Origin of the sequence: Lysinibacillus sphaericus (assembly GCF_000600105.1) — a bacterium.
Taxonomy (GTDB): Bacteria; Bacillota; Bacilli; order Bacillales_A; family Planococcaceae; genus Lysinibacillus; species Lysinibacillus sphaericus.
Genome location: NZ_CP006837.1, coordinates 3,080,879 through 3,106,270, shown reverse-complemented (window position 1 = coordinate 3,106,270; position 25,392 = coordinate 3,080,879). Strand labels below are relative to the sequence as shown.

Genomic DNA, 25,392 nt, shown 5'->3' with positions numbered 1-25,392 from the left:
CTAAAATGTGTTAGCAACTAATGAAAATCGTTATGCAAAGAGCATCAATAAAACAAGTACTGCTATGTCAAGATTGAATTTTTATCAATAACAAATTACAATAAATTACTCAATAGACTTTTGATCTCTTTTATAAAATTGATAGAGTTTAATGAGTGCTCGCTTTTCAATGCGAGATACATAACTACGAGAAATATTTAAGCGGGCAGCAATTTCTTTTTGTGTCAGTGCATCATGCTGATTTAGCCCATAACGGAGTGTGACAATTTCCAGCTCGCGTTCATCGAGCATGTGCAAATAATGGTACAACTGGGCAACATGTTCTTTATGTTCGATTTTTTCGGTTGCACTTTCTTCATCACATTGTAGCAGGTCGCGAATTTGTAATGCATTGCCATCTTTGTCTGTGCCAATTGGTTCAAATAAGGATACATCTTTTTGTACTTTTTTCTGGGTCCTTAAATGCATTAAAATTTCATTTTCAATACAGCGTGCTGCGTACGTTGCAAGGCGCGTCTTTTTATCGGGTGTATAACTTTCAACAGCTTTCATTAGACCGATTGTTCCGATTGAAATATAATCATCGAGTTGTTCATGTTTTGGGTGGAATTTCTTTACGACATGTGCAACAAGTCGCATATTGCGCTCAATTAAATCAAGACGCGCTTGCTCATCACCACCTAAAAATCGTTCAATACAAGCAGCTTCCTCTTCTTTAGAAAAGGGTTTATGGAATGTTTGCCCTTTTAAATAACCGAATAACGCAGGGATTTCAAACCATAACTGCAACATAGAAGTAAAAATTCCGCTCATTGAATGATTTCATCCTTTCCCCATTTTTCGACAGTATATGTTAAGAAAGGTCGTTCAATGAAAAAAAGTGCAACAGCAATTACGCTGTTACACTTTTCTTAACGTGAATGTACTAATCATTAGTAAAGCTAAAATCGGTAGTAGGAAAAGATAAAAGGCTGGATGGAACGTAGTCGACGCAAAATACGTTAATGTTAATAGCGTACCAGCAGCTGTTATCGGGAGCCCAGTAAAATAACCGTTTGCTTCACTAATATTGAAGCGAGCTAATCGCATCGCACCGCAGACGATATAAAGAACGGTCATCATCATGCCCGCGAAACCAAAATCAACTAGGACAACTTCATACATTAATAATGCAGGTGCTACACCAAATGATATAATATCACTCATAGAATCTAATTGTTTACCTAACTCAGATACTTGTCCGAGCGCGCGTGCCACTTTCCCGTCATAGCGATCGAGAAGAGCAGCAATAAAGATAAACAAGACACTATAGCTATAATATTCATGTAAAGTGGCCATTATGGCCGCGCCACCAAAGGACATATTACTAATTGTGATGAAGTTTGCTGCGTGCGATTTCATTTTCTTAACCGTCGTATCCACCAACTTGTGATAAAAAAACAAGGCGGATCACTCCTTTGCACTTAAGATATTGTACCATTATACTTCGGATGAGAAAAAATTGACAGTCTAATTTAATGGATAGGGGTTTTGCTTTATGAAAGAAAAACTATACCAACGCTTAATAGAATTAACGAATGGCAAACAATCTTCCCAGCTTTTACAAACTATTGCTAAAGCGAAGTGGAGTAAGCGAATAATTCCAAGCTATATGAAATTATACGATATTAACCTTGAAGAAGTTTCAAAAAAACCACAACAATTTTCAAGTTTGCATGATTTTTTTACAAGAGAGCTTTTAACAGATGCACGACCAGTAGACCAAAATCCTACTGTTTTTACAAGTCCAGTGGATGCAAAAGTGGAATCCTTTGGCCGCATTGAATGGGATATGACTTTTCTTGTAAAGGGCAAACCTTATGCTTTACAGGACTTACTAGGGAATAATGATCGTGCTGCGCAATATGCCGATGGACATTTTATCGTATTTTATTTAAGTCCTGCTGATTATCATCGAATCCATAGCCCGATTGATGGCGAAGTGTTAAGACAATACACATTGGGACAATCATCTTTCCCGGTCAATCAGCTAGGTCTAACTTACGGCAAAAAGCCAATTTCTCATAACTATCGTCTTGTAACGGAGTTAAAAGTGGCAAATGACCAGCATGTGGCATTTATTAAAGTCGGTGCTACTTTTGTCAATTCCATTGTGTTAACAAATACAACAGCCCAGTGGCAAAAGGGAGAAGAAGTTGGCTATTTTTCATTTGGTTCGACAGTGGTCATGCTATTTGAGAAAGATACCGTTACATTTACGGACAATGTTGTACAAGGAAGTCCAATTCGCATGGGTGAAGCCTTTGCAAATATGCTATAATGGTCGAATAATACGTTTAGATTAGGGGTCGCTATTTTGTATAATTTTTTATTACCAGATGAATTTGTGACAAGCATTTTTGAAATAACACCAGAAAAGCTTCAAGAACTAGGCATTAAAGGAATTATTACAGATTTAGATAATACGCTTGTGGAATGGGACCGTGCAGATGCAACGGAAGAGCTAATTATCTGGCTACGTATTATGAAGGAATCTGGCATTCGTGTCATTATCGCTTCAAATAATAAAGAAGCACGTGTAAAGCATTTTGCTGAGCCACTTAACATTCCATATATTCATAAGGCAAGAAAGCCACTTCGTAATGCTTTTTATAGTGCTGTTATTCAACTAGGCTTACGTCCTAATGAAGTAGTAATGGTAGGAGACCAGCTACTTACAGATGTGATGGGCGCCAAACGTTTAGGCTTGCATACTGTGTTAGTAAAACCAGTTGCACAATCAGATGGGCTCGTAACAAGATTTAATCGTTTCGTTGAACGTCGTGTGTTCAATGATTTAAAACGTAAAGGAATAATTACTTGGGAGGAACAAGAATGAACGAAATGCCAAATTGTATTGGCTGTGGTACGACAATTCAAACAGAAGATAAAACAGCAGTAGGGTATGCACCCCCATCATCATTAGAAAAAGACGTAGTCATTTGTCAACGTTGCTTCCGTTTGAAAAATTACAATGAAATACAACCTGTGTCATTAACAGATGACGATTTTCTGCGTATTTTGAATGGCCTTGGAACACAGCAAGGCTTGATCGTGAAAATCGTTGATATTTTTGACTTCAATGGTAGCTGGTTGCCAGGGCTTCATCGCTTCGTTGGCAAAAATCCAGTGCTATTAGTAGCGAATAAAGCTGATTTACTGCCAAAATCAGTGAAGCCCAAAAAAGTAATTAACTGGCTCAAACGTGAAGCGAAGGCACTTGGTCTACAACCGATTGATGTGCTGTTAGTTAGTGCACATAAGGGCCAAGGAATGGCTGAAGCAATGGAGGCTATAGACCAGTATCGCAACGGCCAAAACGTGTACGTAGTAGGTTGTACTAATGTTGGGAAATCCACGTTTATTAACCGCGTTATTAAGCAGGCTACGGGTGAAGGAGAAGTCATTACTACCTCGCATTTCCCTGGCACTACATTGGACATGATTGAAATTCCACTCGATGATGGTAGTGCATTATATGACACACCTGGGATTATTAATCACCATCAGATGGCACATTATATTGATGCAAGCGAATTAAAGTATATTATGCCCAAAAAAGAAATTAAGCCGAAAGTGTATCAGCAAAATGCAGGACAAACATTATTTATTGGTGCACTTGCGCGATTTGACTTTATTCAAGGGGAACGTTCAGCATTTACAATTCACGTGGCAAATGATTTGCCAATCCACCGTACAAAGCTTGAAAAGGCAGATACGCTATATGCTGAGCATAAGGGGGAATTATTGGCACCTCCGACTGCAGATTTTATCGACAAGCTTCCAGAGTTAGTCCGTCATGAGTTTTCAATCAAAGAAGCAAAAACAGATGTGGTCTTTTCGGGACTTGGCTGGATTACGGTACAGCATGCGAATGTGGTCATTGCTGCTTATGCACCAAAAGGTGTACAAGTATCAATTCGTCCATCGCTCATTTAATATTAGTAAAGAAGAGAAGAGGAACTAGGACATGAAGAAGTGGTTTGCAGTAATTGGTGATCCGATTGAGCATTCAAAATCACCAGCCATGCATAATGTTTGGTTTGAAGAAATGGCAATCGATGCAGCCTATATTCCAGTGCACGTACCATCACATCAGTTAGAGGCAGCGATTGCTGGTTTTAAAACATTAGGTGCTAGTGGTTGGAATGTGACCATACCGCATAAGACAGCAATCATTCCTTATTTAGACGAGCTAGATGAGTTAGCAGAAAAAATGGGTGCGGTGAACACCGTTGTACGAACAAAAGAGGGGAAGTTAAAAGGATACAATACAGATGGGCTTGGTTTTGTACGCTCATTAGAAGAAGCTGTCGGCAAGTCACATAAAGATAAGCCTGTGCTTCTAATTGGAGCAGGCGGGGCAGCTCGTGGCATCGCATTTGCCATGCAACAACAAGGATATATGAATTTAACAATCGCCAATCGTACAGTAGCTAATGCACAAGCAATTATCGATGAACTCGGAACAGGGCGTGCAATTTCTTTAGCGCAAGCGGAGGAATCATTGGCTGACTTTGGCATTTTGGTGCAAATGACGTCAGCTGGGCTTGTAACGGGTGACTTTTCGATGCCATTTTTATTGAATCGACTAGCGAAAGGCGCAATTGTTGCAGATATTGTGTATAATCCATTAATGACGCCTTTTTTACAAGCGGCTGTGGAAAAAGGAGCGACCGTTGTAACTGGTCTTGGAATGTTCGTACATCAAGGTGCGATTGCTTTCCATTACTGGCTCGATGAATATCCAAATACAAATTCAATGATTGCGCGATTAAAGGCGCAATTAGGAGGACAATAATTTTTATGTTAACAGGTAAACAAAAGCGTTTTTTACGTGCAGAAGCACATCATTTAACACCGATTTTCCAAGTAGGAAAAGGCGGCGTGAATGACGAAATGACAAAGCAAATTCGTGAAGCATTAGAAGTACGTGAATTAATTAAAGTGCGTATTTTAGATAACTGTGAAGATGACAAAAACGAAGTGGCAGAGGCTCTTGCAAAAGGTGCACATGCTGAACTTGTTCAATTAATCGGCTTGACAGTTGTTTTATATAAAGAATCACGTAACAACAAGAAAATTGTGTTACCAAAAGCAGCGAAATAAGGTGAAACGATGAAGAAGGTCGGTTTACTTGGAGGTACGTTTAATCCACCGCATATTGGACATCTAATCATGGCAAACGAAGTTTTTCATGCATTGGAGTTAGATGAGGTACGTTTTTTGCCAAATGCTCTACCACCCCATAAACAAGCTCCGCATGATGCGAGTGATGACAAACGCCTAGAAATGGTGAAGCGCGCCATTCAACCTTATCCGCATTTTCGTGTTGAGTCGTATGAGGTTGATAAGGGCGGTGTATCCTATTCCTATAACACACTTGCTGCATTATGTGAAAAGGAGCCTACTGTGGAGTTTTACTTTATCATTGGTGGCGATATGATTGATTCACTCCATACGTGGTATTGTATTGATGAGCTAGTGGAACTTGTTCAATTTGTCGGCGTAAAGCGTCCGAAGACAGAGGCGCTTACGGAGTATCCTGTATTAATGGTGGAAGTACCGCAAATCGATTTATCGTCGACACTGATTCGTGAGCGCCTTGCTACTGGTAGAACGGTAACCTTTTTACTGCCAGAAGCGGTAGAGACGTTTATACGAGAGGAAGGTCTTTATGGAACGCGAACAGTATTTAGCAGCGATTAAACCTCGCATGCCTGAGAAACGCTATATTCATACACTTGGTGTAATGGAAACAGCCATACAGTTAGCAAAAATCTATGGTGAAAACGAGAGCAAAGCAGAAACAGCTGCTATTCTTCATGATATTGCAAAGTATGCCGATATCGAATGGATGGAGGAAATCGTTAAAACACAACAGTTAGATCAACAACTGATTGGCTGGGGCAGTGAACTACTACATGGGCCTGTTGGTGCGTATATTGCTGAAAGTGAATTCGGCATAACGGATGAAGAGATATTAAATGCAATCCGTTTCCATACGACAGGACGTGTAGCGATGAGTAATTTAGAAAAAATAATTTTTGTTGCAGATATGATTGAACCGAATCGAAAATTTGATGGTGTAGAACGTCTGCGAAAAAAAGCGCAAAAGAATTTGGATAAGGCTATGAGTGCCTGCATACGTCATACATTGGCGTTTTTAATTGATAGTAAACAGGCTATCTATCCATTATCTATAGCATGTTATAACGATATGATGAAAAGAGAGGACAGTGAAGGATGACTTCAACTTTATTACAAGCAGCTTACAAAGCAATCGACGACAAACATGGCGAGGATATTGTCGTTTTAAATATGCAAGGTATTTCACTTTTAGCAGATTATTTCATCATTGCACACGGGAATTCAGATCGCCAAGTACAAGCGATTGCGCGTGAATTACAAGAGGTAGCAGTGAAAGAGGGACACGAAATTCGTCGTGTTGAAGGCTTCGATGGCGCACGCTGGATTTTAGTAGACCTTGGTGATGTTGTAGCACATATATTCCACAAGGATGAGCGTGCTTACTATAACTTAGAGCGTCTATGGGGCGATGCACCACAATTAGACGTATCAGAGGCGTAAGTGAGTAGCTACGAACGTTTTGCCCATGTATACGATGAGCTCCAAACGGATATTCCGTATGATCGTTACGTAAAGTGGGTAGAGCAACATGCGCCGAGCAATCAATTCCCGAAGCTTTTAGATATTGGCTGTGGCACTGGTGTGCTTGGCCTGATGCTAGCAAAGGCTGGTTATCAGGTAAGTGGTATTGATTTGTCAGAAGATATGCTTGCTATAGCCGCAGAGCGTTTTGCAGAGGCGGGTTTACAAGTGCCGCTGTTCTGTATGTCGATGCATGAATTGGACGGCTTTGAGGCACTGGATGTTGTCACGATTGCCATTGATTCACTTAACTATGTGGTGGAACAAGCAGACGTTTATTCGACGCTAGAGCGTATTCTTCATACGTTACGACCAGGTGGTCAACTGTTCTTTGATGTCCATTCATTATTTAAAATGGATGAAATCTTTTTAGATGGACCATTTACGTATGATGATGGAGATATTAGTTACGTATGGCATACAGAGCCTGGGGACTATGCACATTCGATTGTCCATCAAATGACGTTTTATGTTCGAGATGCTGGAAGTGATTTGTATGAACGTTTTGATGAGGAGCATTTCCAACGTACATTTGCTGTTGAACACTATATGACATGGCTTCGTGAGATTGGCTTTACAGATATAGAAGTAACAGCAGATTTTACAGAGGAAGCACCAGAATACGAAAGTGAACGCATTTTTATTCGTGCGGTGAAATGATAATTGCAACAGGTACTCCTGAAAGTTTGATAAGATGGGGGCCAATACTTAGAAAAGGCTGGGACAAAAGAGAAAAAGTGTTAGATTGACTGCCATCAATCTAACACTTTTTTGCTGCGCCGTTGTTGTCCGCTACGGCGGTGCTTTCCGCGGGCACACCGTAAGCCGCAACCCTCGCTACGCGCGGTCTGTTGCGTCTAACATTATGTGCTGTTCCCGCCGGAGTCACCACCTCCGCTACCAACAACTAATAACCCTTCTAATTTTTTATTTATTGCAAAAGCAAGAATAGCTAAGTTAGCCAAGTTCTCCATATAGCAAAAATTTATGAACACCTTTCCTCTATTCCTTAAATTTTTCTAGTTAGTCCCAGCCTCTTTCTGATTAAATATAAGGTTTTAATAACATATGGCTTGAACAATTTCGTTTTGGATAGAAAGCATCTATCTACTTTTCTCCATCAGAGCGATAGTATATGATTAAAACAGACTCCATATGATTACCTTTGCATAGAAAGGATGGTTTGCATGATCCAATCTTTATGGCAAAAGTATAAGAAAAGTGTGTTGCTCCCCAGCATACTAGTAATCAGTGGACTTTGTTACTTCTTTTTCTCGAATTTTGACTCTTCACCTCCCCAAGAAGAGCTCATCGAAACAATCCAACCGACAGAACAGCTAGCAATAATAGAAGAACCTGTTGAAGAAGCGGTCGTACAGCAGGTGCTTATTGATATAAAGGGTGCTGTATTGCATCCAGGTGTCTATGCACTTAAGCCAGATCAACGTATGATAGATGCAGTCCAGCTTGCAGGCGGCTATAGTGAGGACGCTGATACACGGCACATTAACCATGCGCAAAAGGTGCAGGATGAAATGGTTATTTATATTCCTGTAAAAGGAGAAAAACTTGATGACGTAATGTCCAGTTTCAACATTGCTACAGCAAATGAAAGCAACCTGACAACGAATAATAAAATCAATGTCAATAAGGCAGATCATACAGAGCTGGCAACATTAGTTGGGATAGGTCCTTCTAAGGCACAAAATATTATTGCCTACCGTGAGGAACATGGACGTTTCCAAACAATAGAAGATGTAAAAAAGGTGGCAGGTATCGGTGAAAAAACATTTGAAAAGTTTAAGGATGCCATTACCGTTAACTAATTTTACAAATATTGTGAAGTTGACGACCCTTTTCTAAAAGGGCTACACTAGAGTAGAAAAGTGACTGTGGCATGGAAGCGCAGTTTGTTATTAATGTAAGTAAATTTAGGAGGTAGTCATATGGAGCGTATTACTTGGGATCAATTTTTCATGGCACAAAGCCATTTACTCGCGTTACGTAGTACTTGTACAAGACTAGCAGTAGGCGCAACAGTTGTACGTGATAAACGCATTATAGCAGGAGGCTATAACGGCTCAATTACAGGTGATGAACATTGTATTGAAGAGGGTTGCTATGTTGTTGATAACCATTGTGTTCGTACGGTGCATGCAGAGATGAATGCTCTTCTACAATGCGCCAAGTACGGTACACCGACCAAAGGAGCAGATTTGTATGTGACACATTTCCCTTGTTTACCATGTACGAAGTCCATTATTCAAGCAGGGATTGAACGTGTCTATTATGCAACAGATTATAAAAATAATCCATATGCTCAAGAGTTATTTAAAAAAGCAGGTGTAGAAGTATTACATGTACCCTTTGATGAGCGCAAAATTGATTTTTTAAGAAATGAAAAATTAGCCTTGTACATAGATATGCTACATGCATTACGTGAAAGCGGCATGCCAGCAGAAAAATTGCTCCCTTATGAACAGAAGGTGAGTGCATTATTTGGCAAAATACAATAAAGCATAAATGGATTTATGTAGCACTAGCTGTACTTGTTGCTTCGCTTGCGGCATACAAGTCAGCTTGGCTACTTGTTGGTGTTCTGTTATTAGCATCATGGCTTATTTTAAAAGGTGAGGCAATGATGATACCAGCACTTGTGATAGGTGTTGGACTGCTTTCTTTCTTCTTTTTTTCCACCATTCGATTGACGGATCCTTCCCCCTTACCGTCAACTTTTCAATTAACATGGACGAGCGACTATAAAATTAATGGGCAACGGCTTAGTGGTTTTGCAAAAACAGAGACAGGTGAAAAACTCTATGTGATGTATACATTGTCCTCAGAGCAAGAAAAACATTTTTATGAAACGACATCGATTACAGGTTTTACCTATGTCGTTCAGGGCGAACTGGTAGCACCGAATCCACCAGCACATGCTTACGCTTTGTCCTTTGATAAATATTTAGTGAGCAAAGGCGCAAGGGGCATTTTTGAAGTCAAGGGTTGGTCGTTGATATCAAAAGAAAAATCATTAGGCATAGTGCTTGCAAAGTACAGATTCCACCTAAAAAAGCATATTGAAACTACTTTTCCTGCCTCCCTTGTAGCAGAGGCACAGGCGTTGCTTATTGGTTTACGGGATCATGTAGACGAAGAGCATCAGCGAGCATATCAGAAGCTAGGCATTACGCATCTATTTGCTATCTCTGGCTTACATGTCGCACTCGTTTCATGGTTGTTTTATGAAGGATTACTACGAGTGGGTATACGAAAAGAAATAGCGACAATTGTCCTGCTCGTTGTGTTACCTATGTATGGTGTGTTAGCCGGTGGAGCGCCTTCTGTAGTTCGAGCTGTTTCGGTTGTAGAACTGGTGATGTTAATGCGCTTTGCGAGGTGGCAGTTACCAGTTGATGACGCACTAGCCATTAGTTTTATTGGCTTTGTTTTATTGGAGCCTGGGGTAATATTTCAACTGGGCTTTCAGTTATCTTATCTTGCAACAATGAGCCTTTTATACTCGAATGCAATCTTGCAGGGCAGGCACTGGTTGTTCAAATCTTTGTTAGTCACGTTTGTATGCCAACTACTTGTGTATCCGCTATTACTTTATCACTTTTATGAACTATCAATCTCATCGTTTATTGCAAACATTGTTTTTGTGCCATTATTTTCGGTTGTTATTTTACCGACAAATCTGACGTTGCTCATTGTCTCGTTCATCTCGATGCCTTTAGCTAAGCTATTTTTCAAATTTTATGAGCCTTTGCGTGCTTGGCTGTCGGAAGCCATCATATATTTACAAGCTTTGCCGATGCAACTATGGACGCCTGGAAAACCTGCATTATGGCTTGTGTGTCTAGCGTTTGTTAGCGTGCTTAGTAGCTTGTATTTTTTAGAAGCGAGACGCTATGGTAAAGTTGCCATATTGCTTTTAATACCTGTTCTTTGTATTGAATTTGCACCTAAATTATATAGCGAAACGAGGCTGACATTTTTAAATGTAGGGCAGGGTGATTGTACAGTCATCGAATTACCGTTTAGAAGGGCCGTATACGTGGTAGATGCTGGAGGTGTACTTCGATTCAAGGAAGAGGATTGGAAGGCTCCTAAGCGCCCCTATGAGGTTGGTAGGCAGGTTATTGTCCCGTTTTTAAAAGGAAAAGGTATTCGACAGGTGGATATAATGATTATGACACACCCAGATGCTGACCATGTAGAGGGGGCAGAAGAAGTGCTAGAGGAGATTAGGGTGCGTGAAATTCATGTAACACCTAGCTCTCTCGATACACCAGTAATGCAAGACTTATTAGCGGAAGCGGCGAAACAAAAAGTTCCTGTAAAAGAAAAAATGAAAGGTACTTCATGGCGTGTGGGGTCGACAAATTTTCACTATTTATCACCGGATGATACACATTATGAGGGCAATAATGATTCCCTTGTGTTATTTATACAACAGGAATCGTTTCGTGCATTGTTAACAGGCGATTTGGAGGAAGCTGGTGAACATCAGTTAATAAAGCAATATGGTCCACAATTGGCAAACATAACGCTTTTAAAGGCTGGGCATCATGGTAGTAAAACTTCAAGCATTGAGCCATTTGTAGAGCTTCTACAGCCTAAATTAACCATTTTTAGTGCAGGACGTAATAATCGCTACAATCATCCGCATGAAATAGTAGTCGAACGTTTTCGACGGCGTGAATTAGCAACGATGATAACGGGTACAGATGGGACGATTGAAGTGGTAGCACATAAAGATAGATGGCATGTGCGTACTGAAAAAGACCTTGTCCAAAACTGAACAAGGTCTTTTACATTGGTATAAAAGGTAGCTTACATTGCTGCGTAGTCTACTATTACTGCGATGATAAACATAATAGTGAAAACCCCAAAAGATACGCCGAAACCAACGCCAGAATCAATAGCATCGTTACGTTTGCATTGTATATTTTTACCTTCAAATGGATTCATTGTCATCCCTCCAATTCTGTTATTTATTATAAGACATCATTTTCATAAAAGCTATATCGAAAAGACGAATTACCAATGTGGCAAGGAATCGACACAATTTAGCCCAAAGTCACAACCGAAACTAAATCATGTATACTAATAGTATTGCTAGATGGAGGTAAAAATATGATATCAACGGTTTGGAACAATATAAAAAAAGGTCAGCTTGCACCTGTATACTTAATAATTGGTGAAGAAAGCTATTTTATAGATGAAACAGTGAAACGTTTAAAGGAAGCCCTCGGCACAGAAGAAGAAATTGAAATGACGGCTTTTGACTTAGAGGAATTACCGGTAGATGTCGTAATGGATGAAGCGGATACGATTCCATTTTTTTCAGAGCGTAAACTGGTGATTGCTAAAAACGCATCGTTTTTAAAGGCAACTGAAAAGGGAAAAGAAAAAATCGAGCATGATGTGAAACGTTTGGAGGCATGGCTTGCAAATCCTTCAGATTTTTCTGTAACAGTTTTTATTGCACCATACGAAAAGCTAGATGAACGTAAAAAAGTGACAAAAATGATGAAAGAGCATGCGCTCATTGTCCAAGCCGAAACGCCGAAAGAACAAGATTTAGCAGTATGGATTCAAGGACTTGTGAAAGCACAGGGCAATACGATTACACAAAGTGCTATTGAGCAGCTTGTATCAATGGTTGGACCGAATATGCTACAGCTACAGATGGAAATGGAGAAACTATCGCTCTATGTAGGTGAGGGCGGAGAAATAACAACGATGCTCGTAGAAGATTTAGTAGCAAAAACGTTAGAACAGGATGCCTTTAAAATGTTAAACGCATATTTTGGACATGACCCTGTAGCGGCATTGTCGATTTACCATGATTTATTGCGCCAAAAGCAGGAGCCGATTATGCTTGTCGGGCTTCTTGCTTCGAATGTACGGACGATGTCGAATGTGTTTTATTTGCTGAAAAAGGGCTATCATCCACAGCAAATTGCAAAAAACTTAAAAATTCACCCATATCGTGTCAAGTTAATGGTTGAGCAACGCAACCGTCCATCTGAAGAAAGTTTACTGAAAGCTTTATATCAGTTGGCAGAAGTCGATTTACAGTTAAAAACAGCAGGAGGAAACCGCGAGCGATATTTAGAACTATTTTTACTACGCCAACTGTAAAAAAGATTAACTAGTTGGGCATGAATGGTTGTATAATGTCGTGGGGGGTTTTTGAACGTGCATACACGAATTCAGTACATGGACAGCCTTAGAGCCATTGCAATTCTAGGCGTATTACTTTTACATGCTGCGACTCCTTATGTCGTGCTTTATGACAAAATTACTTTATTTGACTGGCAAACAGGCATTGTTTATAATGCATTATCGCGCTGGTGTGTGCCCATTTTTTTAATGATTAGTGGGGCACTGTTACTTGGGCGGAAAGAAGAATCGCTGCGTACTTTTTTTAAAAAACGTGCGAATAAAATTTTACTACCTTTTATTGCTTGGTCAATAATCTATTATGCGTGGGCAACGTATATGTGGAATCCTGGGTATTCTTTGAAAGAGTTTCTAATCATGTTTTTTAATAATCAGATATACTATCATTTGTGGTATTTTTATGCGCTTATCGGTATTTATTTACTAGCGCCCGTCTTTAATATTTTCGTTAATCATGCCTCGAAACAAATGATAGGCTATGTGGTTGTTCTCTGGATATTATTTTATGGGGGCTTCCGTTATTATTCATATATTGTGAGTAATGAATTTACATTATTTTTCCCTTTAAGTGAGTATATCGGTTTCTTTATATTGGGCTACTATTTAGCGACATTTGAACTATCGAAAAAATGGCGTGTGGGCATTTACATGCTAGGGATAGTTGGAGCACTTGAAACAATTCTACGTACAAATGTTTTAACAGAGCAGCAAGGACAATTTACAAGCTATGCTTTTTCCTATTCTAGTCCAAATGTTATTGCGATGAGTATCGCTCTCTTTGTTTTTGTGAAATATTGGGTCAATCGTAAAGTGGCAAGTGGAAGCTATGAGACAAGTAGAATTGTTAAGTTAGTTGGGCAAACAAGTTTTGGTGTGTACTTAGTACATGCAATGATCTTAGATAAAGTCCGCCCGTACTTTTTTGATGAAAATGAGCTTTTTGTCAAACCGCTATTTGCTATTCCATTACAAGTACTCATTATTTTAGTGCTTTCCACAATAGTTGTGTGGATTATGCAGAAAATACCATATCTAAAAAGAGTGATTTAGTTAAGGAAGATTCATACATAATAGCAAGTGTGAATTGTTTTCCTGATAAAGAAAATCCGCTGTGCCTTTCCGAGGGGAAGACAAGGAGCACCTTTAGGGGCCCCATGTTTTTTCGAAGAAGCATAGCGGATTTTTTATTGGGCAATCCTATAATTGTTGAAAAACGAAAAAAGACCAGTTACTCAAGAAGAGTAAACTGATCCTTTATAAACACTTACGCTTTTTTAGCTAGGCGAGACTTTTTACGAGCCGCCGCGTTTTTGTGGATAAGTCCTTTTGAAGCTGCTTTATCTAAAGATTTGTAAGCTGCTTGTAAAAGTTCTTGTGCGTTTTCAGCGTTAGCAGCAACAGCGTTTTCAGCTTTTTTCACTGTAGTACGCATTGCAGATTTAGCTTGAGAGTTAGCAACGTTTGCTTTTTCGTTAACTTTTACGCGTTTAATCGCAGATTTAATGTTTGGCATATCTTTCACCTCCTAAAATAGGTACGAGATGATATCTTCTCATTGATTTCTTGTGTCAATACAACAAAAATCATTTTAACAAACGCTAGGCTAAATTGCAATAGATAAATGCAAAGAATATTTACTTGACAGTTTGAACAAACTACTAATTGAGGTGAGCTGAATGCAAAATTTAAATTGGCAACGGACTGATTTAATTGATGAATCTGAAGAGGTCGTTTTACATCAAACGAAGGAACAAAAAGAAACACTTGAACAATCATCTGGGGTTCAAATCGAAGACCGCACTGCAGGACGCGTGAAAATAACCGATGTCCAAGTGAACGCAGAAGGCAAGAAACAAATAGGCAAAAAAGAAGGGAAATATATAACCCTTTCAGTACCAACGCTTACATTAGAAGATGAGGATGGATTTGAACAACTTGAAAAAGCCTTGCTAGCAAACTTTAAAACGTTACATGAATCAATTTCTTGGCAGAAGGATGACAAAATATTAATTATAGGGCTTGGCAATCGAACGATAACACCGGATGCCATAGGACCATATGTTATCGATCACTTGCATAGTCTAGATAAAATCGATGACAAATTTGTCATGTATGCACCAGGTGTGACAGGGCAAACAGGCTATGAAACAGGTGAATTTGTAGCAGCATTAGCTGAGCGTCTACAACCAAAACTCATCATCGTCGTAGATGCCCTCGCAACAAGAGCAAGCGACCGCTTATGTAAAACCATCCAACTTACCGATACAGGCATTCACCCAGGTTCAGGTGTCGGCAATCAACGCAAGGAAATTTCCTTAGAAATGCTTGGTATCCCTGTCACGGCTATTGGGATTCCAACAGTTGTTGATGCACCCGTGCTAATTGCTGACGCAGTAGAGGTGATGTTACGCACGATTGCAGCGCGAGTTGCAGAGAGAGGAAAACCTTCGTCTAAATTATCATTATCTTCATGGCGTCCAGATATTAATAAAGAACTTGATATGTCTCTCGTTACACCCATTTTCGGTGAATGGGCAACATGGTCAAAAGAGGAGCGTCAACAGCTTTTTGAAGAGACTTTTGCTGCTTCACATGCACAGTTAATGGTCACACCGAAAGAAGCCGATTATTGGATAGATCGCTATGCAACACTCATTTCAACTATGCTTACAAAATGGGCAAACGACCTATAAATTCATCGTTCTAAAAGACACATCCCCTCCATACGATAAGGGGAGGAGGGTGTGACTTTGCTAAAAAAACTACAATGGTCAATTGGTCTATTATTGTTCTTTTTCGTATTACCAGTCATTGCTGGGCAACTTCCGTTCAACAAGCAAGCATCGACTCCGATGAAACAACCAGAGGATAAACAAGTCGTGTTTGCCGCTACTAATTTAGAAGAAGAAAGTGAACTAGAAAAGACAAAAGAGCAGACGGAAGAATCGACACCAGAATCGACACCAAAATCGACGTCAGAGCCGACAAAAGAGCAGGATCCATTTAAAGTATTATTGTTATTTACACATTCACAAGAAGCCTATCAACCGATAGTAAAAGCAGTTAGCGGAAAAGTGGCCGTTTATGATGACAAAACAAATATTTATAACTTACAAGGCGCCATTTCCAAGCACTTTAGCATGAACGGTATCCAGACGGATGTATTAGATGTTGATGTGATGAAGGTAATGAAATCGGAAGGCAAAACTTTTCCACAAGCTTATAACACAGTACGTCCCTATTTATCTAATCGTTTACAAGAGCAATCCTATAATTTAATAATTGATTTGCATCGAGATTCGGCCAAACGGAATGCGACAACTACTATGCACAACAATCAATCATATGCACGTATTGCCATAGTCGTAGGCGCAGAACATAAAAATTACAGATGGAATACGGCTTATGCAGAAAGTCTTTCTGCTGCCATGAATGACATTGTGCCAAAGGTTTCAAGAGGGGTTATATCGAAAAGTGGTGATAATGTAGATGGTCGCTACAATCAAGATTTAGCTAAAGAGATGATTTTAATTGAATTAGGTGGCATCGATAATACAGAAGATGAGTTAAATCGTACAATTGCTGTTATTGGAAAAGCAATTGCAAAAACCTTTGTAACGGAATCTAAAAGTTAAACAGTTATTAACTATATTGAATTTTTCCTATTCAAGTTCAAGCGATTTTTTCATCGCTGTCCACTTTAGAAAATAGTTTGATGCCATCAATAAAGGGTAATGAATGGTATGTAAGGTGCCAATTGAGAGAATTACCTAAAAAAATTTTTTACTAGGTCTTTCAATTGTTGATACCTTGCATTATACTTTTCAAGTCAGCTCATACGCCTTATTGAATCGGGCGATTTTCGATTGTGTTCATCAATGAAAAAAGCCGTTTCAAAAGCATCTTCCATTATGGGCAGATGCTTTTTTTGTTGTTTGGTTGCAACATTACAAATTTTTAATATAAAAGTGACTTTAATGATGTTTTATACATATGATTTGTAAGAAATATAGTATTTTTTTATACTCTATGGTAGCTAAGAAACGAATGAACATGGTATAACCAAAATCCCACCGTGGAAAATTTTTTTGCTTAAGAAAATGATCAACCTTTTAGGTGGCTCATACGTCTTTAATAGTATAAGTAAGTAAAGAATAAAGCGTAGAAAAGGAGCAGAGGCTAGGCAATATACTCACATTTTATAAATAACTTAATAAAGGGAACGACGTTTTATATTTTATTGGAGGAAACAGTATGTTAGGCAAGACATTGAATCATCGTTATATCCCAGGATTAGATGGGATAAGAGCTTTAGCAGTACTAGCAGTCATTGCTTACCATTTTAACTTTCGATGGGCCAGTGGAGGGTTCCTCGGAGTTGATATCTTTTTTGTTTTATCAGGTTATTTAATTACTTCAACCATTTTACCGGTGAAAGGGAATCAATTAACAGTCAGTTTGCGACGATTTTGGATTGGTCGCTTTCGACGTCTAGTGCCCGCTGCCTATGTTATGATTATGACCACTTTTGTGTGGGTCATGTTTTTTCATAAAGAACTTTTAAATACTATGCGTGGAGATGCGCTATCTTCCCTTTTCTACTCTAGTAATTGGTGGTTTATTTATCATAAACTTTCCTATTTTGATAGTTTCGGGTCGCCTTCCCCATTGAAGAATTTATGGTCTTTGGCGATTGAAGAACAATTTTATGTTATTTGGCCGATTGTATTGATAATTGGTTTAGCTCTATTTAAAAAACAAAGTAAATTTTCAACAATTATTTTCATTGGCGCAATTTGTTCAGCAATTCTCATGGCCATTCTGTATCAGCCAGGAGCTGACCCAAGCCGAATTTATTATGGGACAGATACACGTTCCTTCGAATTGTTAATAGGCTGTTGGTTAGCATTCGTTTGGCCGATGAAAAGACTTTCTACGAAAAAGCTTTCTACTAAGCATGTTTATGAACTTAACAGCATAGGTGTCATTACCTTTAGTATTTTTATTGTCAGTATTTTATTCGTAGATGAATACCAAGCATTTTTATATAGAGGTGGTATGTTCTTACTTTGTCTAAATGCAGCGCTATTAATAGCCTGTGTTTGTCATCCAGCTAGTTTTTTAGGCAAACTACTTGCATGGAAGCCGCTTCGCTGGATTGGTTCTAGATCGTACGGAATCTATCTTTGGCATTACCCTATTATTGTGTTAGGTACTCCTGTTCATGAAATCGGAAACCCTGTCTATTGGCGTGTTACTATACAGTTATTGCTCATATTACTGTTCGCTGAATTATCTTATCGCTTTATTGAAATGCCTATTCGTAAAAAAGGATTCCGATTATATTTCCGACAATATTTAATCATCCATCCGAACAAATGGCGTGATTTTTCAATTGCAAGAAAAATTGCAACTGCTGTTATCCCACTTTTCTTACTCGTGTTTTTTACTGGTATAACAGGGGTAGTAGGAGAAGCACCACAGGACACAAAGGAGTCTTACCCAACAAACATTAAAATAAATGGTGGACAACATGCTTCTGCAAAAGATCAGGATACAGTAGAGCAAGATTCCACAGATGAACAAGTAGAATCACCTGTTGATAATAACGAAGCAACGTCAAAAACGGAGAAAGATGATGTAAGTGACATTGCGAAGAAAGGACCGTATAAAGAACTACTAGCTATCGGGGATTCTGTTATGATTGATATTGCTACAAGTTTACATACGCTTTACCCTAACATTACAATAGATGGAAAAATCGGGAGACAAGTTTCGCAAGCAGTCAAACTGCTCCCTAGTTACGCCCGCTTTAATCAACCTGATAAAGCTATCATTATTCAACTTGGCACAAACGGATACTTTACAAATGACCAAATTGACACGCTTCTTGGTGCTTTTTCTCAAGCAGAAATATACTTAGTGAACACACGTGTACCACGTCCGTGGGAAGCAAAAGTAAACAATGCTTTAGCGAATAAAGCGCAAGAACGTGAGAATATTACGCTAATTGATTGGCATTCTACAGCCTTAAACCATCCCGAATATTTTGCACCTGACGGGGTACATTTGGAGCCAAAAGGGGTAGAAGCTTTATCGAGTCTAATTCAGCAAGCAATTGATGCTCGTATGAATGAAGTTTAATAAGCATCCTGCTGTCGCTAGATAGTCTCTCTGAGACGAGTCACTTTATGGAGTGACTCGTCTTTTTATATGAAAGAACAGGGATTTTTTCTTATGCAGAAAAAATAATTTGATTCTAATTTAATATATTTATACCAATTATAATCCAATTATGTATAATATTTAGTGGGAGGAGGGATTGATGGATACAGTGAATCCACTAGTTACCAACTTTCAAGTGTTACATAAAAAGGTTATTTATAGCAAATGACAAAAAGGGAGACTCAAAAAATGAAAAGTAAAACACTTGTATTAGTAATGACACTAATGTTAGCATTTGCATTCCATGTCAACATTGCAAACGCTAGCACTTTTAAAGAAGTAAAAGTAACAGACTCTTCATCAAAGGTATATGAAAAAACTGATACTAATACAAAAGTAATTGGAACTGTGGAAAAGGGGAAATTTGTTATTTCAATTAGTGAACATAATGATTTTTCTCGTATAATGTATTTAAATAACGAAAATAAAATGATTGATGGTTATATTATGGAAGATGCACTTGATGATGCGCCATACACAATTAAAATTGCGAGTTCGAAAAGTGGGTTGGTTGTAAAAGAAACGCCATCTTTAAAAGGTAAAACGATTGCAACATTACAAAATAAAATGGTTGTCAAAGATTTCGGATCAGTTGGTGATGGTTGGTCCTTTGTCCAGTATGGTAATGTTATTGGCTATGCTGCTACTAATTTTATGAGCAATTCACAGCCAACGACTAAATATGTGCTAGCAAGCAGTCTTATTGTTAGAAATATTGCAAGCCCTTCAGGTGTTCAAGTAGGGGAGCTAGCTAAAAATGAAGAAGTAGCCGTTCATTCTACAATTGCTGGCTGGTCGTTCGTAACAACTGATGATTACGAGGGCTATGTAGTAGATACTTACTTAAGCTCAAAAAATCCAGCTGCCGCGACAACGAGTAAACCAAGTGGCTCTTCAAATGCTAGTAATTCAAATAGCAATAAAACCTATAAAAATTGTACGGAGCTTCGTAAAGATCACCCAAATGGTGTAGGAGCTGACCACCCTGCTTATGCACCTAAACATGATCGAGACAAAGATGGATGGGCTTGCGAAAGATAATTTTACTTTAATTGAGTAGCAAATAATAGAATTAAAAAAGCGCCTGCCAACATGCAGGTGCTTTTTTAACTATATAGTTAGTTATTGAATTATTTAGTGCTTCCTGTACATACACTTGTCATATTTTATGTACTGTTTGAAAAGCACCTTTTAGGGCCTGATTGCCTGAATTGGGTGCTTTTTGATGCATTGAATTGCAGAAAATAACAAGCATAAATAAGAGTAACCATTGATTTAACAGCATTTATCCCGTTCTAATGTTGTGGTTTGTATGTGGTTCATAGTATAATTCATTATAGTTTAATTAGGAGTGGAAGAGATGAACCGAGAAGCACGATTAAAAAGACAAGAGAACATACGAAATTTCTCTATTATTGCACATATTGACCACGGGAAATCAACGCTTGCTGACCGTATTTTAGAGCAAACGAAATCACTGACATCCCGTGAAATGAAAGCGCAGCTACTCGACTCAATGGATTTAGAGCGTGAGCGAGGCATAACAATTAAGTTAAATGCAGTCCAATTAAAATATGAAGCCAAAGATGGCGAAGTGTATACGTTCCATTTAATCGACACACCAGGACACGTCGATTTCACATATGAGGTATCACGTAGTTTAGCTGCTTGTGAGGGCGCTATTTTAGTTGTGGATGCAGCACAAGGCATCGAAGCACAAACATTGGCTAACGTTTACTTAGCACTTGATAACGATTTAGAAATTTTGCCAGTTATCAATAAAATCGACTTACCAGCAGCAGATCCAGAACGTGTGCGTCAAGAAGTTGAAGATGTTATTGGTTTAGATGCTTCAGAAGCGGTATTAGCTTCCGCAAAGGCTGGTATCGGTATTGAAGATATTTTAGAACAAATTGTTGAAAAGGTTCCCGCACCAACAGGCGATCCAGAAGCACCATTACAAGCACTTATTTTTGACTCTGTATATGATGCCTATAAAGGTGTTATTATTTCCATTCGAATTATGAATGGTACGGTTAAACCTGGCGATAAAATACGTATGATGGCGACAGGTGCAGAATTTGATGTTATTGAAGTTGGCGTACATACTCCGAAAAGTGTGCCACAAAGTGAATTAACGGTTGGAGATGTTGGTTACTTAACAGCATCTATTAAAAATGTTGGTGATACGCGAGTGGGAGATACTGTTACATTTGCTAATCGTCCAGCAGCAGAGGCATTAGCAGGTTATCGCCGTTTAAATCCAATGGTATACTGTGGATTATATCCAATCGATACAGCTAAGTATAACGATTTACGTGATGCATTAGAAAAATTAGAGTTAAATGACTCTGCCTTACAATATGAACCTGAAACATCACAAGCGCTTGGTTTTGGTTTCCGTTGCGGTTTCTTAGGGCTTCTTCATATGGAAATTATTCAAGAACGTATTGAACGTGAATTTAACATTGATTTAATTACAACAGCACCTTCGGTAATTTACGATGTTTATATGACAGATGGTACGTCCATTAAAGTCGACAACCCATCCTTTATGCCAGACCCACAAAAAATTGACCGTGTTGAAGAACCATATGTGAAAGCGACAATTATGGTACCGAATGATTATGTTGGTGCGGTAATGGAGCTTTGCCAATTGAAACGTGGTAATTTCATGACGATGGATTACATTGATACGTCACGTGTCAGCATTATTTATGAAATGCCATTATCTGAAATTGTCTACGACTTCTTCGATTATTTAAAATCAAATACCAAAGGCTATGCATCATTTGATTATGAGCTAATCGGTTATCAGCCGTCAAAACTAGTGAAGATGGATATCCTATTAAATGCCGAGCAAGTCGATGCACTAAGCTTTATCGTGCACCGTGACTTTGCTTACGAGCGTGGAAAAGTAATCGTAGAAAAACTTAAAGAATTAATTCCACGTCAACAATTTGAAGTACCAATTCAAGCTGCAATCGGTCAAAAAATTGTCGCACGTTCGACAATTAAAGCGATGCGTAAAAACGTATTAGCAAAATGTTACGGTGGGGATATTTCTCGTAAACGTAAACTTCTTGATAAACAAAAAGAAGGTAAAAAGCGTATGAAACAAGTCGGTTCAGTCGAAGTGCCACAAGAAGCATTTATGGCTGTATTGAAAATGGATGATACGAAGTAACGTTGAAATAACAACGTTTATAGAGGTTATTAATTAGTAATTTTATATCCTTTGGGTGGAGGATGCCACCGATTTGCCACCGTTATTAAAATGAGCCTTCCACAGATGATTGTGGAGGGCTTTTATTATACAAAAAGGAAGGTGTCAGATAAAAATAGACACACTCTATACATCAATCAAAAAAGTGGCGTGAAGTTCTGATTGAAAATTAATATATAATAATGATAGGTATTAATATACCTCGGAGTAATTAACTCTTATAATCATTAATGTAAAATATTTGAATAATTTTTAATAAATTAGGAGTGTGGGAATGATTGATTATTTTGAAAGAATACTAAGATTTAAAGACATGGAAGTATGGGATGTTAAGTTTGGTAAAGATGTTTATCGATTATTTATAGTTGATGAAAATCGAGCATCTGAAATAAAAGATTTAAACCTATCTCCTAATGATATTTTTTTTGAAGATGATTTAAGGGGGAATTTGATTACCGTTAGTGTTTATTCTAAGCATCCTGTCAAAAAAGAACATATAGAACCAATCGATCAATTTTCTAAACAACTTACAGACCATGTTGCATTAGCACACTGTGATGTAGTAGTTACATTTTATACAGGTATTGTTGAAAATATTTTTAAGACGTTATTACAGGAGAAATATAACTTAGACTTTGACAAAATTCCTTTACAAAAATTATTACATTTAAATCAAGACTAATGCAAAAAAGGAGCGTTTATTTTGAAAAAGATAATAGCCACATTAATGATTTTGGTACTTACAATATCTATGCTTCCTTTATCTCCAAATAAAGTAAAAGCAGCAGAAATTGAAACAGAAAAAATGGATATTCCTCAAGAAGTATTGAATAGTTTACCAGAAGAGATTCAATCAATCTTGAGCGGTGAAAAGAATATGAGTTATATTTAGAGCTTATTGAAAAAGAAAAATGAAGAATATACTAGTTCTCCTATAGAGATAACACCTTTGGCTTCAAATGTTAACTCTCAAAGTTGTGAATATGATTTAGGAAGTAATTACTGTTTCAGAATTGATAAACAGAAATCGTCAACTGGTAAACCATATCATATACATAGTTATAAAAAGAAAGTACATAAAGGTCTATAGCCCTGATGCTCAAAAATGGTCAGATAATATACCATTTATAAAAACTTTAGCTATCTCAGCAATTGTAGTAGCTCTAGTAGTTACACCTATACCAGGTGACGAGTATGTAGCTTGGGCATATTTTTTAAGAGCCATTGCGTAATATTTTAAAAAGAACCAGGCGCTCATTTTAATTGAGTACCTAGTTTTTCCGTTATTTACCTTTTTGTATTATTCTAACCCTAATTGAGTCTTGTTCATCAATTTACCACCTCCTGTTTCTTGTTTAGAATCATTCGATGTTTCAGCAACCGATTTTTCCTCTTTTGCTGATTCGTCCTTTGTAGTTGTCTCTCCACAGCCTGCTAGTCCAAGACTTAATACTAATGCTGCACTAAATACTATTTTTTCATTTGTAAACCACTCCCTATGTATTTACATTTTAGGAAAATAATTATAAAAAGTGCAGATAAAAAAACAGATAGCCGTATTTAGTTATCTATTTAGAATAATTTATTAATTGTTCGTTTTAAAGATGGTTTACGCTTTTTCTTAATCAATGGCTTTTTCATCTTAATAGGCTTAATTCCAGTTGCTTCATATACTGACTTTTTAGCTTGCTTCTTTAATTGTTGCTTCTTTTTGCTAATCAACTTTTAAACATGTTAGCCCTTCGCAGATTATTTATATCTTCGTACCTTCTTTTAACACAAAATGAGCTTCAAACTTAATCCCTACAATATCAGCTACTTCTTATAATTCTTTTTCACTGAAATTATCACGTTTTTATTTTTTGACAAATTTGATTGTAAAGTTCCCATTTTTTCAGCTAATTACGTGATGTTCAAAGTCTTTAGCAGCCAATACACAGCTTCAAAGTGCACCTGACTTCATTAAAGCTAGCTATTCAAAATTGCTATGGATATAAAAAGAGAACTGGGTAGAATGGTAGATGGGAGAAATAATGTTTTGGAAAAATACTATACTTTTGTAGGGTTTTTAACAACCGTTGATAGAATATTAAGTTACTGGTATATAATACTAAGAAATTATGTTTTTATAACTGAGTAGGAGGAGAATAATGAAAAAATTATTTATTGTGTTACTAGCAGCATTCGTATTTGCAGTAGTAAATCCAACGAAATCAGAAGCGAAAGTGATGCATGATGGAGCGGAAGTTGTAAAAGGGCAAACAGGGAAAATGACCTTTAAAAAAGACATTAAGGTATACAAGAAAAATTCAGATGGTACGTTTGAATCTTTAGTGGTAAAGCGAAATAACTTCTTTAGAACGTATGATATTGAAAAATATGATAACAAAATATTCTATCAAATGGGGCAATACCGCGTACAAGCAACGGATTTGGTAGTTTTCAAAGAAGTACCAATAAAAATTCGTTCCTCTTTTTATAACGAACCAACTTATATTATTATTAATCGTGATGGTATTTATAGGGTAGGATCATACGGATTTAATTTCAGAAGTAGATGGGGTATTTCTTTCTTGGATACAAATAGTGGACAATTGCTGGAGTATTGCCAAAGCGATGATGGTAGTTGGATGGCGTGTTATCAGTATCCTGGTACAGACCTTAAAATCGCTGAGACTATACATAGTAAATCCGGAGAGCGTTTTGAGTTAACAAAAGATGCAGGTGGGAAAAGAACACCATTGGATGAAGCTAAATCTGAAACAATGTATGATAAGGGAAGTGTTTTTCAATCGCAAGGTACTGAAGTTAATGGTTATCTAGAAGTATTTAGTGAATCCGACTCAAAAAGTTCATGGCTTCCAGCGAATTTATTAAAGCCAGTTGGAGATAAGTGATAGATTAAGAATTATATAAAGCCCTCTTATTTTATTTGATAAGGGGGCTATTTTTTATGGTTGTGGACATGCGAATAGGCTGATTATCGATGTCTTGTGCTTAGCTGAATAATCCATAAAAGGACACTCTGTGATGGGTGG

Annotated in this window: 26 protein-coding genes; 22 read left to right on the top strand and 4 right to left on the bottom strand. The window is 37.8% G+C overall.

From position 1 onward, the window contains the following. Positions 1–105: 105 nt before the first annotated feature. Positions 106–813, bottom strand: coding sequence for an RNA polymerase sporulation sigma factor SigK (gene sigK / locus T479_RS14920; RefSeq protein WP_024363098.1), 708 nt, complete (start codon positions 811–813; stop codon positions 106–108). 87 nt (positions 814–900) lie between these two features. After that, positions 901–1,401 carry a CDP-diacylglycerol--serine O-phosphatidyltransferase gene (pssA, locus tag T479_RS14915; RefSeq protein WP_051147750.1) on the bottom strand — a complete coding sequence of 167 codons (501 nt, stop codon included), beginning with the start codon at positions 1,399–1,401 and terminating at the stop codon, positions 901–903. Between the two features lie 136 nt (positions 1,402–1,537). On the opposite strand from pssA, the gene T479_RS14910 reads away from it, so the two are divergent. The 12 genes from T479_RS14910 (at position 1,538) to T479_RS14855 (ending at position 11,515) form a co-directional block, all read left to right on the top strand. Then, positions 1,538–2,320, top strand: a complete 783-nt coding sequence (locus T479_RS14910) for a phosphatidylserine decarboxylase (RefSeq protein WP_024363096.1) — start codon at positions 1,538–1,540, stop codon at positions 2,318–2,320. A gap of 33 nt (positions 2,321–2,353) precedes the next feature. After that, positions 2,354–2,878, top strand: a complete 525-nt coding sequence (locus T479_RS14905; RefSeq protein ID WP_227665469.1) for a YqeG family HAD IIIA-type phosphatase — start codon at positions 2,354–2,356, stop codon at positions 2,876–2,878. Continuing rightward, on the top strand, positions 2,875–3,978 hold the full coding sequence (gene yqeH / locus T479_RS14900) for a ribosome biogenesis GTPase YqeH (RefSeq protein WP_024363094.1): 1,104 nt from the start codon (positions 2,875–2,877) through the stop codon (positions 3,976–3,978). The genes T479_RS14905 and yqeH overlap by 4 nt, the downstream gene beginning before the upstream one ends. Positions 3,979–4,009: 31 nt before the next feature. Further along, positions 4,010–4,840: a shikimate dehydrogenase gene (gene aroE / locus T479_RS14895; protein ID WP_025220070.1), complete on the top strand. Its 831-nt coding sequence runs from the start codon at positions 4,010–4,012 to the stop codon at positions 4,838–4,840. A 5-nt stretch (positions 4,841–4,845) separates the two neighbouring features. Next, entirely contained in the window at positions 4,846–5,148 is a 303-nt protein-coding gene (gene yhbY / locus T479_RS14890) for a ribosome assembly RNA-binding protein YhbY (protein WP_025220069.1), read from the top strand. Positions 5,149–5,157: 9 nt separating this feature from the next. Then, a complete protein-coding gene (locus T479_RS14885) occupies positions 5,158–5,748 on the top strand; it encodes a nicotinate-nucleotide adenylyltransferase (RefSeq protein ID WP_025220068.1) in 591 nt (196 codons plus the stop codon). Next, positions 5,717–6,289, top strand: coding sequence for a bis(5'-nucleosyl)-tetraphosphatase (symmetrical) YqeK (gene yqeK / locus T479_RS14880; protein ID WP_024363090.1), 573 nt, complete (start codon positions 5,717–5,719; stop codon positions 6,287–6,289). The genes T479_RS14885 and yqeK overlap by 32 nt, the downstream gene beginning before the upstream one ends. Next, on the top strand, positions 6,286–6,630 hold the full coding sequence (gene rsfS / locus T479_RS14875) for a ribosome silencing factor (protein WP_024363089.1): 345 nt from the start codon (positions 6,286–6,288) through the stop codon (positions 6,628–6,630). Before yqeK ends, rsfS begins: the two co-directional genes overlap by 4 nt. Further along, a complete protein-coding gene (locus T479_RS14870; protein ID WP_025220067.1) occupies positions 6,631–7,371 on the top strand; it encodes a class I SAM-dependent DNA methyltransferase in 741 nt (246 codons plus the stop codon). It begins immediately after the preceding gene. 527 nt (positions 7,372–7,898) lie between these two features. Beyond that, positions 7,899–8,537, top strand: a complete 639-nt coding sequence (locus T479_RS14865; RefSeq protein ID WP_025220066.1) for a helix-hairpin-helix domain-containing protein — start codon at positions 7,899–7,901, stop codon at positions 8,535–8,537. A gap of 120 nt (positions 8,538–8,657) precedes the next feature. Continuing rightward, positions 8,658–9,227, top strand: a complete 570-nt coding sequence (locus T479_RS14860; protein ID WP_024363086.1) for a ComE operon protein 2 — start codon at positions 8,658–8,660, stop codon at positions 9,225–9,227. Positions 9,228–9,349: 122 nt separating this feature from the next. Beyond that, on the top strand, positions 9,350–11,515 hold the full coding sequence (locus T479_RS14855; protein WP_227665365.1) for a DNA internalization-related competence protein ComEC/Rec2: 2,166 nt from the start codon (positions 9,350–9,352) through the stop codon (positions 11,513–11,515). A 32-nt stretch (positions 11,516–11,547) separates the two neighbouring features. Here T479_RS14855 and T479_RS23295 read toward each other — a convergent pair whose 3' ends face one another. Continuing rightward, positions 11,548–11,685 carry a YqzM family protein gene (locus T479_RS23295; protein WP_024363084.1) on the bottom strand — a complete coding sequence of 46 codons (138 nt, stop codon included), beginning with the start codon at positions 11,683–11,685 and terminating at the stop codon, positions 11,548–11,550. A gap of 165 nt (positions 11,686–11,850) precedes the next feature. On the opposite strand from T479_RS23295, the gene holA reads away from it, so the two are divergent. Both holA and T479_RS14840 read left to right on the top strand, forming a co-directional pair. Next, complete coding sequence (holA, locus tag T479_RS14845) at positions 11,851–12,861, top strand: DNA polymerase III subunit delta (RefSeq protein WP_025220064.1); 1,011 nt, start codon at positions 11,851–11,853, stop codon at positions 12,859–12,861. Positions 12,862–12,918: 57 nt separating this feature from the next. Next, positions 12,919–13,953, top strand: coding sequence for an acyltransferase (locus tag T479_RS14840; RefSeq protein WP_024363082.1), 1,035 nt, complete (start codon positions 12,919–12,921; stop codon positions 13,951–13,953). Between the two features lie 214 nt (positions 13,954–14,167). Here the strand turns inward: T479_RS14840 and rpsT are convergent, their stop codons facing one another. Next, a complete protein-coding gene (gene rpsT, locus T479_RS14835; protein WP_024363081.1) occupies positions 14,168–14,416 on the bottom strand; it encodes a 30S ribosomal protein S20 in 249 nt (82 codons plus the stop codon). A gap of 163 nt (positions 14,417–14,579) precedes the next feature. On the opposite strand from rpsT, the gene gpr reads away from it, so the two are divergent. The 8 genes from gpr (at position 14,580) to T479_RS14790 (ending at position 25,251) form a co-directional block, all read left to right on the top strand. Beyond that, positions 14,580–15,596 carry a GPR endopeptidase gene (gene gpr, locus T479_RS14830; protein WP_025220063.1) on the top strand — a complete coding sequence of 339 codons (1,017 nt, stop codon included), beginning with the start codon at positions 14,580–14,582 and terminating at the stop codon, positions 15,594–15,596. 51 nt (positions 15,597–15,647) lie between these two features. Then, on the top strand, positions 15,648–16,538 hold the full coding sequence (gene spoIIP, locus T479_RS14825; RefSeq protein ID WP_227665364.1) for a stage II sporulation protein P: 891 nt from the start codon (positions 15,648–15,650) through the stop codon (positions 16,536–16,538). 619 nt (positions 16,539–17,157) lie between these two features. Next, positions 17,158–19,047 (top strand): acyltransferase family protein, encoded by a 1,890-nt coding sequence (locus tag T479_RS14820; RefSeq protein WP_025220061.1) that lies wholly within the window; start codon positions 17,158–17,160, stop codon positions 19,045–19,047. 270 nt (positions 19,048–19,317) lie between these two features. Beyond that, the gene (locus T479_RS14815) at positions 19,318–20,169 is read left to right on the top strand and encodes an excalibur calcium-binding domain-containing protein (protein WP_025220060.1); all 852 of its coding nucleotides are present in this window, start codon (positions 19,318–19,320) and stop codon (positions 20,167–20,169) included. A 319-nt stretch (positions 20,170–20,488) separates the two neighbouring features. Continuing rightward, the gene (lepA, locus tag T479_RS14810) at positions 20,489–22,315 is read left to right on the top strand and encodes a translation elongation factor 4 (RefSeq protein WP_025220059.1); all 1,827 of its coding nucleotides are present in this window, start codon (positions 20,489–20,491) and stop codon (positions 22,313–22,315) included. Between the two features lie 313 nt (positions 22,316–22,628). After that, complete coding sequence (locus T479_RS14805) at positions 22,629–23,036, top strand: hypothetical protein (protein WP_025220058.1); 408 nt, start codon at positions 22,629–22,631, stop codon at positions 23,034–23,036. Positions 23,037–23,057: 21 nt separating this feature from the next. After that, positions 23,058–23,246 carry a hypothetical protein gene (locus T479_RS14800; protein WP_025220057.1) on the top strand — a complete coding sequence of 63 codons (189 nt, stop codon included), beginning with the start codon at positions 23,058–23,060 and terminating at the stop codon, positions 23,244–23,246. Between the two features lie 1,258 nt (positions 23,247–24,504). Continuing rightward, positions 24,505–25,251 carry a hypothetical protein gene (locus tag T479_RS14790; protein ID WP_025220055.1) on the top strand — a complete coding sequence of 249 codons (747 nt, stop codon included), beginning with the start codon at positions 24,505–24,507 and terminating at the stop codon, positions 25,249–25,251. The last annotated feature ends 141 nt before the right edge of the window (positions 25,252–25,392 follow it).